Below are 11,089 nucleotides of genomic sequence, written 5' to 3' on the forward strand. Positions count from 1 at the left end.
GCAGGGTTAGGGATTGATATATTGTGCAACTTACTTTTCACGTTATCTAGAAAAGAATATGGCAAATCTACCTATTTTGTGGAATAGTTGGGGTAGATTGGTAAGTTGAACTGGATCTCAGTTGACTAACCATATTCTTCAAGGAAGAATATAAATAATGGTTGACTTCCCGTCTTTCAACTCCCAGCATTTCAGGAATTTTTACTGCTCTTATGGGAGTGCCGCGTTTTAAAATTTCAACAATTTTAGATTCCAGACTATCCATATTAGCCCCGAATTATTCTTGCAACTCAGATGTAACTAAATTTTAAGTAAACAAGGTACGTGACCAGCTATCAATAATAGCGATCATTTTATCGCTAGTTATGCCTTTAACTTGTCTTTTCCCACTTGTAATTTTTACCCGTGCAACTACATCATTCAAAGATGCAAACGGTTTTTTATTACGTTCTTTTTCCACACTTTCAGTAACCTTAGTGGCTGTTTGATTGCTAAAACCAGCATTTACTAATCTCAAAGTCAGTTCTGATAAACTTAGAGTGTTAAATACATCTAAAGGTCTAATTTGTTTGGGTATCTGACTTTGAATTTTATTTAGCTTATTTTCTACCCTCTCTCTTTCTTGCGCTAATTCTGACCTAAAATCATTGAGTTGTTTCTCAAGGCGCAATTCCAGATTTGCTATACGCGATGATTCTAAATTTGTTGTTTGAGTTATGGGATTTACTGGTTGATTAGAAAACTCGACCCCTCTAAGGGCAGCAGTTTGCTTTAATATTGCTTCCTCTTTCTCTGGCGAAATAATCAATGCATTAACCATTTCACCAGCAATAGAGTTTTTTTCACTAGCTCTTACGGCAGCATGGTATTCAAAATGACCATTCACTACTTCATATTTTTCAAAGCCAGTCTTTTTAAGTACTAAAGGTTTTACAATTCCACCTGAATTTAAGATCATATCTGCAATCATATTTAAATCAGATTCTGAGAATTCCGAACGCGGAACATTGGAATTAACACTTTCAACATCTACCATCAAAAACTTAGTCATTATTGTATCTCCATTTTTCTGAGAACTTCTACAGCTAAAAACTCAAATTCAGCAGCAGCTATATTTGCCGAAGGTTCGTTATCAGCAAAATCTAAAATAGATTTAGGATCGGGAATCTCCAGATTTCCTAATGGTATAGTTCTGTTAATACAAGCTGAAAAAGCTGTCCTTTCAGAAATAGTACTATCCATAAGAGGTAATTCATAACGGTCAGTAATCACACCTTTATGCTTATTTAAATTATACTTAAGATATTGAGCATTAGTTGATATCTTAGAAGGAAGCACGCCCATAATTTTGATAGGTGCTTGACCTTCACCTTCCCTATTTTCAGATATTTTTTGTTGAATAAAATTTTTGACACTGATCAAACCTTGATTAGAAAATGGTTTTAAGTCTGAAGGAATTATTAAATAATCAGCAGCAGTCAGCGCCGCTTCAGCATAGAGATCCAAGGATGGTGGCGTATCGATAATTACAATATCATAATCATTTCTGACTTTTTCTAATTTTCTAGATAGCCGAAACCGACTAGCAGCGAAACCGACAAGGTTAGATTGATTTTCAATTAAGCTTATATGTGATGGAATTACATCAATTTCTGGGTTATTAAAAAAATGAGATTTCCGAACAATTTCTGGTATAAAATTAGTTTTACCTTGTTCTAATATATGATAAACATTGCGGTCTTTCAAATCATCATCTTCTTCAAATTGAAATTTAATTAAACCAGTAGCAAAAGTTGTATTAGCTTGAGCATCTATATCAATTAGAAGAATTCTTTTTCCTTTCTTACTCAAGGCTGCTGCTAAATTAATAGCAACTGTGGTTTTACCTACGCCACCTTTATGATGGTAAATTGCAATTGTTTTCATTGAATGTTGCCTCTTGTTTTCAATACTAAAATCAGAAATAAATTGAATTGGTATTTTATTACTTTGAATATCTTTATTCTCCAAATTATATTGGATAGATTTTTCCTGCAAACTGTTTCTACCAATCAGAGATTGAATTTTTTCTATCTCGATCTCAACTTCTTTCCCAGAACATTGAAATAATAGCTGAATATCAGTCTGTAATTTTTGATAAATTCTAATCTCTTTGCCATTAGTCAGCAACCCATACCTGACATTCAAGCTGGTTAAATAATGCCTGAGTCGAGGGACATGATGATTTAAGTTTTGTTTAGGATGCTTTGCCTCCATGACGACACTCAGCGGTGAGTTGGCATCTAAGACAAAGGGAATCACTTGTGCAGCAAATGCTAAGAAATCTAAGCGAATGCTACCAACGGCAATCTCTTGATGCCAGGTGTCAGGAGTATAACCTAACTGTGGTAGCAAATATTGCACTATGAGTTTGCTTTCAACTTCGCTTTCGTTACGGCACATCTCAGGATTAAAAGGCAATATTTTTCTACCTCTAAATAGTTATTGGACTTGGGACAGAACCTGATATTTGCTAGATTATGGCATAGCCTTAATTATGTTGAGTGATAGAAATCACTTATAAAATCTAAAAAATCATCACAAAATTAGTACTTCTGCTGATAAAGCAACCAATTTTGAGAGCTAGCGATATTCAAAATTAACAGGCTACGTATGTATTTCTCCATTATCCCTGTAAATGGCTAGAATCAAAGTGTTTACCTATTTGCGCTAAAGGTTTTGGCTACTGTATCTTGTCCCCACTGCCATCAACTCGTTAATAATCAAGCTATTAGTTGTCCTTATTGCCGGACTACACTCAAAGCTTACGGTCATCCCGGTATTCCATTGCACCGCGCCACTGGGAATGGGTATCTGTGCGACACCTGCACCTATCACGCTGATGATACTTGCAATTTTCCTAAACGTCCCTACGCCAAAGACTGTACCCTCTACCAAAATATTGAAGAGACAAAGTTAGAGATGGAACAGCAGCGTTACACTAACAGTTTTGCTGTAACTGTGAAAAGTTGGGTCAAGCGCAATCAGGGTTTGCTGTTACTTTTTGGTTTATTATTGGTTTGTTTATTGTTGGTGATATTAAGGTCTTGATTTGGGTTTTCTGGGGAGTGGGGAATATAACGCTTCTGTGTTGAGTCTAAGGGACTTTCAAATAAAAAATACTCAACTATTCTTTGTGGGGTGGGCATCTTGCCCGCCCACAGCCCAAGGCGGGCAAGATGCCCACCCCACAAGATTGGATAATTTATTTCTTGGAAGTCCCTAATACAGACCTAAATAGTTACGATTTTATATTTAAATTGTCTTCCCAACTAAATTGGAATTGATGATGTATCACAAAAATTCGGTCAGTTTTTAGATAATAAATGACTCAATAGCCTCCATTTTTTCCTTTTTGAATTGTTGCTATGGTTCACTCTGCATCGATGCCTAACCACATTTCTGAGAGGGGAAGAGTTTGTCCAGTTAAAGCTTCGTGTAAACCTTGGCGAATACCTTCTATAACAATTTCTGTAGGTGTTTCATCAGGATCTGTTTCGTCATCTTCAGAAAGTAAGACAATAACACGAACACGCTGCGGTTTGATCAATCCCAGTGATTTACCCTGCGTAAGTTGTCCACTCTCATTAATTGTCGCTGTGGTTTCAATTGCTTTCATAGATAATGATAGTGTTGCTAAATATAGAGTCAATTCAACCTACTTATAATTCTAGTGCAGCTATCCCCTCAAATGCTTCATCCAAAATCGCCACTATCGGGAATGGTCAAAAATAACAAACCATGACCAATCCCTAATTTTCAGGCTGTGATGATTTTGGATGCTTCCGCAATTTTCAAACTGTGGTGATTTTGGATGCTTCTGCAATAGGTTCAACTTGTATCAGTGGCGCTTTTTCTTCAAAGGCGGCTAAGTCGAACCAAAAAGTGGTGCCAATGCCGACTTCACTCACTAGATGGACTTTACTATGATGTCTGTCGATGATATTTCTGACAATCGATAAACCTAAACCCGTGCCTTCTAGGGTGTGAACTCGGTTTTCTACGCGAAAGAAGCGTTCAAAAATTGAGTGTTGATCTTCTGTGGCGATGCCAATGCCAGTATCGGAAATTTCAATCCGCACTGGTGCAGATTCGGTGTGACTGGGTTTGAAATCTAGTTGGTAGGCGCAGATTGAGACTTTACCACCGGCTTTGGTGAATTTAAGGGCATTACCAATCAGGTTGCCAAATACTTGTACTAAAAGATCGTAATTACCTAATACTAGCGGCAAATTGGGGGCAACTTCCTGAACAAGTTCAACACCTTTATCTTTTGCATTGAGTTGGTAAGTACGCAAAGTTTGCTCGATCGCTTGGGCTAAATCTACGCCATCAAAACTGTACTGGCGGCCAGATTCAAGTTTTGACAAGTCCAAAACATCGTTAACTAGGCGGGTTAGGCGATCGGTTTCATTGTTGACTGTTTGCAGAAACTCTTGCCGTTCTTGTAAAGCTAAGTCTTCGCCGTAGTCGTGCAGGGTTTCAATATAAGTTTTAATGTTGAATAGAGGCGTTCGCAGTTCGTGAGAAACGTTGCTGATAAATTGACTTTTTGCATCGTTTAGTTCGACCTCACGGGTTATATCTTGAATAGTAATCGCAATACCTTTGATGCTTTCTCTTTGCGAGTTGAGTACTGTAGTTAAGAGTATGCGGATCGTTCGTGGGGTGGGTTGGTTAATAAAAATTCGGAATTCGGCGCTTTCACATTCCCCTGCTGCCATTTCGTACAAGGGACGGGTGATTTCCATTTGTACGGCTGAAGGTAAGTGATGTAAGACATTGCAACCTACGACATTAGCGGCTTCCCAGCCAAAAATTCGCTCTGCTGTAGAGTTGACTAAAATCACCTGCATATTGTTATCAATCAACACTGCACCATCTGCGATCGTGGAAACTAGGGTTTCTAGCTTGGCTTTTTCTGCGGTTAGTTCTTCAATATTCTGTTCTTCATAGCGCTCTAATCGCTCTGCCATCTCATTAAAGCTTAAAATTAATTCCCCTAGTTCGCCGCCTAAAGGTAAATTAATGCGCTGCTTAAAATTCCCGGTAGCAATTTGCTTTACCCCTACCAGCAGTTCTTTAATGGGCTTGGTAATGGTCAAGGCGTTAATTACTCCGGCCAAAATCACCATTACCCAAATTGTGATAAAAACGGCAATGGTGACATCGCGGGTAAAATTGGTGGAGATAACAGCAGTCTGATTGGGGTTGATCCCGATCGCTAATACACCTAAGTATTTTTTATTGACAATCAGGGGAATAAATACATCGGTGACTATCCCATCTGGGGTTGTGTGTTGCCGAACCATCGGCTTTTCCCCATCACCAGGGTAATCTTCTGGCAGTTGTATCCGCCGTTTAATGGTAAGGGAGTTTTCTACCTCAGCATCCCAAAAGGGAATGCCAAAAAAGATTTCCCCGTTTTCATCGGCGTAAAGCATATAACGGACGCTAGAAGTGCTGCTATAAAAGCGTTGGGAAAATTGAGCAACCTCTGTGAGATTATTGTCCGCGACTAGGGGGGCAACATTGGCAGCAAGCAGCAGCCCCAAATCACGACCAAAGCGGGTGTCATTCATCCGCGCGTCTTGCTGAATTGTATTTACAGCCCAGAAGGTCAAACCACTCATTACCAACGAAACTACCATTGTAGCCACAGCGAGTAGCTTGGTCTGGAGGGTGAACTCCGACCACCAACTAGCGATCGCATCTCGAATTGTTTTTAACAGACTTAGCATCTTAAATAAAGTTGTTAGTAGTCTTTGTTATAAAGCCCAACAACTTAAAAATTAACAGTTAATTTGACAAATATGCTAGGGGAGAGAGGGAGATGGGAAAATTGAAAGAATGTTATAAAGCCCAACAACTAAAAAATTCGCCACCGCTACGATGCTACTGCAAAATCTGTGTACTGCCGCATCTTAGGCTCATGGAATGCCAAAATTATATCTTCCTTGGCAACACCTGCACTAACTAGGTCAGTTGCGATCGCATTTTCAGTCCAATCTTCCTCAATCCAAAATTTGCAATCTCGAATCCGAACGTAGACGGTCATATCGGTAATGCGTTCGCCATTTTGCCAACCAAGGTTCATCCAAATATACTGACCTTTTGGCTCATCCATAATCAAGAATGTTTCGATGTCTCCGTTAGGACGACGGTTAGATAGTTCTATATACTCCGTTAGGATACGCTTAATTATCTGGGGATATTCAGTTAATTTATCCATTGCGTGATCTCCTCTGTCTCTGTATCGACGACAATAAGTGGAAGTTGATGCTTGTGGAGGATGAGTTGAATCACATCCTGGTTAAAAAAGCTTTTATGGGCGATCGCACTGACAGCAAGATAAAGTTTACGGTCTGGCGCTGTTTCCTCTAGAAGATAACGGTAGATGTCATACTGACCGAGAGCCTCTTTAAAATCTTGTATCTTTGATGCACCAACAAAACTTTTCACTTCAACAACAAGTTTTTGCCTATCTCGTTCAGCCGCAATGGCGCGTTCAGCACCGAGATCAGCGTACAACGTTGTTCTTCGATACTGAATTACGTAGGGATCATCTGTAATCGTCCAGCCGTCCTTTATCAATGCGTTTTTTACCGCGTTATGGATAATGTCTAACTTGGGCATAACTTAAGTATAAGTATAAGTTAGCCTCGCTGCCTGATGGAAATTAGTGCCAGTCTTAAAGCCGACATCAGACTGCATTTCGATTGGATGTCTTAAACATTAAATTAACTTTTAAATATATTGAAGGTATCTTAACGCATGAGCTTTAGAAAAATTTACAAATCAAGTTCTAACTCCAAATTAGTTTGCAAAGTATCCAGTCTAGGAGTGACCCATTTTTCATGCCAGTAGCTTACTAAATCTCTGTGAGTAAAGTCTTTCCATACTACCTGATTTGTATCTCCCAGCAGATACTTCTGCCAATTTTCAGCCAAGGTGCAACGATAATATCCTCTTTGCCAACCAATACTAAGCATATCTTCTGACAAGCCAAGTTCACGTAAACCTCTTTTCAAGATACGCATTTTCCAATTTGGACCCTCGCCAAATTTATAACTATTAAAAACATCGTTTGGTACAACTTGCCTAATTAGTTCCCAACTACCATTTGCTGTTATATGAAGATGGCTTTGCCCTTTCGTATAATCTATAAAATCCCAGTTTACTAGGCGATTATAAATTGCTGACTTACCAAATGCTCCTAGCGTATCGATATAAACAAGATAAGGCTTTTTATTTTCTCCAGTAATAACAGAAGTACTATCTTTATATTTTTGATAAAAATCATTACGAACTGTTGGAAACATTAAAGTAAGGGCAATGAGCTTAGAGCCAAGTACCTTATTATATGGCGGGATTGCTCCAAGAATATATGCAGTCATGCAGTTATATAGTCGCTGCATTTTTTGATTTTTTGTCCACCCGATGGATTGGTCATCTCTAACACCCAAACCAATAACGGGATCACAAAGACCAACTATCCCTATCAACTTATCATTTTGATGATCGAAGACAAAGTATCGAATGCGTCTTCCCAGTAGTGTTGATAGATTTGCACAAATTTGTTCTCTTTTGTACGCAAAAACCTTGTCTGGTAAATCTTCTAAAAATTTGAATAGACATTTTATTGGCTCTAAAGTTAGAAGCTCATCGTAAATAGCATTCAAGTGACCTGGATGCGTAATAAGAATATTTTCTGGATAATATGCCTGTCCAAGTATTACTGGATCGTCTAATGAGTTCATCCTAATCTGCTTACCCTTGTGAAAGCAGATGTAACCAGCAGCATAAATAGCGATGCATAGGCCGTTGTAGAATTGCTCACTGTTATAGCTGCCATCTATCGCATAAAATCTTCTGTCACTATCATCAATTTGATCAAACGGAATGATTTCAAATATTTGAGGAGTTTCTATATTCTCCTCATGCCCAATCACAGGAATACGATAATTGTTGTTGCTTCTTGTGTTGATATGTTTGGCAACCAACTCAATAGCACTATCAGGGATTTCTTTTCCTGGCATATCTTGCCTTTAACAGTATTACTTTAGAAGATTTTACCTAACGCTTTTAATCTTAGTATAATATTTGTCGAGTAGCTTCTCATACAAGCATTATCATTTACCTCTACGATGCCTAAACATAGTTCAATCTAGGCATCGTTAGCTACCCTATACCTGTTAAGTGTGCGGGATTGTCCATGCGGTGTACCCCATTGTTAGCTTACTGGCACATAATAAATAGAGTTTCATAACGCAAGAATCACTCGCACAGTTTCTTGAACAACCAACATCATGTGATCGCTTATGGGGTTTGCTTCCCCTGCTTTCCAGTCGCCACTCTATGACCGATATCTTTCCGGTAATACATCCCTTCAAACTGAATATGTTTGATACTAGCGTAGGCTTGAGCGATCGCTTGCTCAAAATTTTCTCCGATTCCAGTCACATTTAATACTCGACCCCCATCTGTGACTATTTCTTGTTGTTGGTTCAACTTTGTACCTGCATGAAATACAGTTGCTCCTGTTGCCTCTGCTTCTTCAATGCCAGTAATCACCAGTCCTTTCTCATATTCTCCTGGATAACCACCGGAAGCGGCGACGACAGTGGCAGATGCTCCCCCTTTCCAAGCAATGGGCGGCAATTCACTTAAGCGCTGCTGTACACAGGCTAGAATCAACTCTTCTAGGGGTGTTTCTAACAGTGGCAAAATCACCTGGGTTTCAGGATCGCCGAAGCGACAGTTAAATTCTAAAACTTTCAAGTTGCCATCGGGTGCAATCATTAACCCAGCATACAACACGCCTCGGTAATCAATGCCTTTTGCTCTTAAGGTAGCGATCGCCTTTTCTAATACTTCTGTTTGAATGCGTGCCATCAACTCTGGTGTAGCAATGGGTGTTGGGCTGTATGCTCCCATGCCGCCAGTATTTTCGCCTGTATCGCCGTCACCAATCCGCTTATGATCTTGAGCTGGTAACAAGGGTCTAATTGTTAACCCATCAGTCAATGCTAAAACTGACACCTCTTGCCCAATCAAACATTCTTCAATAATGACAAATTCACCAGCACTGCCAAACTGTCCTTGAAAAATTGCATCAACGGCACTTTCTGCCTGTGCAACTGTTTCAGCCACCGTTACACCCTTACCAGCCGCCAAACCATCAGCTTTAACAACAATGGGCGCTCCTTGAGATTTGACGTAAGATTTTGCTGCCCCAGCCTCAGTAAATACCGCAGCCCGTGCCGTCGGAATCCCTGCTTCTTGCATCAGGGCTTTTGCCCAAGCTTTACTCGCCTCAATTTGCGCTCCCGCCCTGACTGGGCCAAATACCATCAATCCTTTGTCTTGGAGGTAATCTGTGATTCCCTTAGATAGGGGGATTTCTGGCCCAACTATTACCAAAGTTATGCCATGTTCTAAAGCATATCGGCTCATCCCCTCAAAATCGTCTACTGCTAAGGGCAAGTTCTGGCAACGTTCCATACTTGCTGTGCCTCCATTCCCTGGTACACAGACAACTTGCTCAATTTGCTTAGATTGCAACAGTTTCCATGCTAGAGCGTGTTCGCGCCCCCCATTACCGACAACTAAAACTTTCACTGATTTCCTCGTGCGTCCCTTGCAAAATGAGAATACCTGATTTGGCGATCGCGGATCAATTTTTTCATGATTTAGTATATGGGATTGAAGGAGGCACGAGGCAGTTAGGATGAAATCTGTACTTGTGAATAAGCGGTTAATCAGGATTAAAAAATCGGCAGTATGGCTAAAATTATCGTTACTGGAGTTGCAGGTTTTATTGGTTCTCAGCTTGCAGAAACATTACTACAACAAGGAGAAGAAGTAATCGGGATTGATGAATTTAATGATTATTACGATCCAATGTTAAAGCAAAACAATGTTGCACACTTATATCAGTCACCTGGCTTTACACTAATTGAAGGAGATATGCAATTTTTAGATTGGCACAAACTCCTAAAAGATGTTGATATAGTTTACCATCAAGCGGCGCAAGCAGGTGTTAGAGCAAGTTGGGGTAAAGCGTTTTGTGGCTATACAGAACGAAATATTAACGCTACACAAGTTTTGTTAGAAGCAGCTAAAGATGCTAAACACCTGAAAAGATTAGTGTTTGCCTCTTCATCAAGTGTATATGGTGATGCAGAAACATTACCTACCCACGAGAAAATTTGTCCTCAACCGGTTTCTCCTTATGGGATTACAAAGCTAGCAGCAGAGTTTTTGTGTGAACTGTATCACAAAAACTTTGGTGTGCCTTGTGTAACATTGCGTTATTTTACAGTTTATGGCCCCAAGCAGCGCCCGGATATGGCATTTCATAAGTTCTTTAAATCGATTTTAGAAGATGAGGCGATTCCGATTTACGGCGATGGCCAGCAAACGCGGGAGTTTACCTTTGTTAGTGATATTGTCGCCGCTAATTTAGCCGCAGCGATCGCACCCGAAGCAGTGGGAGAAATCTTTAATATTGGTGGTGGTAGCAGGGTAGTTTTAGCAGAAGTCTTAGATACGATTGAAAAAATTGTTGGGAAGCCAATCAAAAAAAACTATATAGAAAAGGCAATGGGAGACGCACGCCACACGGCGGCTGATGTATCTAAAGCACAAAAAATTCTCGGATATCAGCCGCAAGTTTCCTTAAGGGAAGGGTTGACGCAGGAATGGGAGTGGGTGAAATCTTTGTATTAGAACTTAACACCCCTCCCCGCAAGCCTACGGTGTACACACAAGTCCTAAAAACCTTAGACTTTCCTCGTTCCTGGGCTGCCGCCTGGGAATGCATTCATTGAGTCTCTGACTCAATGTCTGACTGGAGGCAGCAGTTAAGGCAGAAATTGCTACAGGGAAGGCGGAAGTTCTTACAGGGAAGACGGAAGTTGCTACAGAGTGCGCGAAACACCGAAACGTCAAGGCGGAAGCTGCTACAGACTGCGCGAAACACGGAAACGTCTTGGCGGAAGCTCTTACAGGGAAGGCGGAAGCTGCTACAGAGTGCGCGAAACACGGA

At 40.2% G+C, this 11,089-nt stretch carries 10 protein-coding genes; 2 read left to right on the top strand and 8 right to left on the bottom strand.

What is annotated here, in order from left to right; genetic code table 11:
• Positions 1–307: 307 nt before the first annotated feature.
• Both HWQ37_RS08035 and HWQ37_RS08040 read right to left on the bottom strand, forming a co-directional pair.
• Positions 308–1,051 (bottom strand): ParB N-terminal domain-containing protein, encoded by a 744-nt coding sequence (locus HWQ37_RS08035; protein ID WP_292745648.1) that lies wholly within the window; start codon positions 1,049–1,051, stop codon positions 308–310.
• On the bottom strand, positions 1,051–2,460 hold the full coding sequence (locus tag HWQ37_RS08040) for an AAA family ATPase (protein ID WP_292745649.1): 1,410 nt from the start codon (positions 2,458–2,460) through the stop codon (positions 1,051–1,053). Before HWQ37_RS08040 ends, HWQ37_RS08035 begins: the two co-directional genes overlap by 1 nt.
• A 258-nt stretch (positions 2,461–2,718) precedes the next feature.
• Here HWQ37_RS08040 and HWQ37_RS08045 point away from each other — a divergent pair, with 258 nt between their 5' ends.
• The gene (locus HWQ37_RS08045; RefSeq protein WP_292745651.1) at positions 2,719–3,090 is read left to right on the top strand and encodes a zinc ribbon domain-containing protein; all 372 of its coding nucleotides are present in this window, start codon (positions 2,719–2,721) and stop codon (positions 3,088–3,090) included.
• Between the two features lie 322 nt (positions 3,091–3,412).
• Here the strand turns inward: HWQ37_RS08045 and HWQ37_RS08050 are convergent, their stop codons facing one another.
• The 6 genes from HWQ37_RS08050 to purD form a co-directional block, all read right to left on the bottom strand.
• Positions 3,413–3,658, bottom strand: a complete 246-nt coding sequence (locus HWQ37_RS08050) for a type II toxin-antitoxin system RelN family antitoxin (RefSeq protein ID WP_292745653.1) — start codon at positions 3,656–3,658, stop codon at positions 3,413–3,415.
• 175 nt (positions 3,659–3,833) lie between these two features.
• The gene (gene nblS / locus HWQ37_RS08055; RefSeq protein ID WP_292745655.1) at positions 3,834–5,780 is read right to left on the bottom strand and encodes a two-component system sensor histidine kinase NblS; all 1,947 of its coding nucleotides are present in this window, start codon (positions 5,778–5,780) and stop codon (positions 3,834–3,836) included.
• Positions 5,781–5,926: 146 nt separating this feature from the next.
• The gene (locus tag HWQ37_RS08060) at positions 5,927–6,271 is read right to left on the bottom strand and encodes a XisI protein (RefSeq protein WP_292745657.1); all 345 of its coding nucleotides are present in this window, start codon (positions 6,269–6,271) and stop codon (positions 5,927–5,929) included.
• Positions 6,259–6,675: a XisH family protein gene (locus tag HWQ37_RS08065; protein ID WP_292745659.1), complete on the bottom strand. Its 417-nt coding sequence runs from the start codon at positions 6,673–6,675 to the stop codon at positions 6,259–6,261. Before HWQ37_RS08065 ends, HWQ37_RS08060 begins: the two co-directional genes overlap by 13 nt.
• Before the next feature lie 155 nt (positions 6,676–6,830).
• Positions 6,831–8,078, bottom strand: coding sequence for a Druantia anti-phage system protein DruA (locus HWQ37_RS08070; RefSeq protein WP_292745661.1), 1,248 nt, complete (start codon positions 8,076–8,078; stop codon positions 6,831–6,833).
• A 280-nt stretch (positions 8,079–8,358) separates the two neighbouring features.
• Complete coding sequence (gene purD / locus HWQ37_RS08075) at positions 8,359–9,660, bottom strand: phosphoribosylamine--glycine ligase (RefSeq protein WP_292745663.1); 1,302 nt, start codon at positions 9,658–9,660, stop codon at positions 8,359–8,361.
• 162 nt (positions 9,661–9,822) lie between these two features.
• Between purD and HWQ37_RS08080 the strand changes: the two genes are divergently transcribed.
• The gene (locus HWQ37_RS08080) at positions 9,823–10,770 is read left to right on the top strand and encodes an NAD-dependent epimerase/dehydratase family protein (RefSeq protein ID WP_292745665.1); all 948 of its coding nucleotides are present in this window, start codon (positions 9,823–9,825) and stop codon (positions 10,768–10,770) included.
• The last annotated feature ends 319 nt before the right edge of the window (positions 10,771–11,089 follow it).

The sequence above is a fragment of the Nostoc sp. NMS4 genome (assembly GCF_017115095.1).
In the GTDB taxonomy this organism is placed as follows: Bacteria; Cyanobacteriota; Cyanobacteriia; order Cyanobacteriales; family Nostocaceae; genus Nostoc.

Excerpts from the sequence above, each read along its gene's own strand:
- HWQ37_RS08035 (WP_292745648.1), bottom strand. The coding sequence starts at position 1,051 with ATGACTAAGTTTTTGATGGTAGATGTTGAAAGTGTTAATTCCAATGTT.
- HWQ37_RS08050 (WP_292745653.1), bottom strand. The coding sequence starts at position 3,658 with ATGAAAGCAATTGAAACCACAGCGACAATTAATGAGAGTGGACAACTT.
- nblS (WP_292745655.1), bottom strand. The coding sequence starts at position 5,780 with ATGCTAAGTCTGTTAAAAACAATTCGAGATGCGATCGCTAGTTGGTGG.
- HWQ37_RS08060 (WP_292745657.1), bottom strand. The coding sequence starts at position 6,271 with ATGGATAAATTAACTGAATATCCCCAGATAATTAAGCGTATCCTAACG.
- HWQ37_RS08065 (WP_292745659.1), bottom strand. The coding sequence starts at position 6,675 with ATGCCCAAGTTAGACATTATCCATAACGCGGTAAAAAACGCATTGATA.
- HWQ37_RS08070 (WP_292745661.1), bottom strand. The coding sequence starts at position 8,078 with ATGCCAGGAAAAGAAATCCCTGATAGTGCTATTGAGTTGGTTGCCAAA.
- HWQ37_RS08080 (WP_292745665.1), top strand. The coding sequence starts at position 9,823 with ATGGCTAAAATTATCGTTACTGGAGTTGCAGGTTTTATTGGTTCTCAG.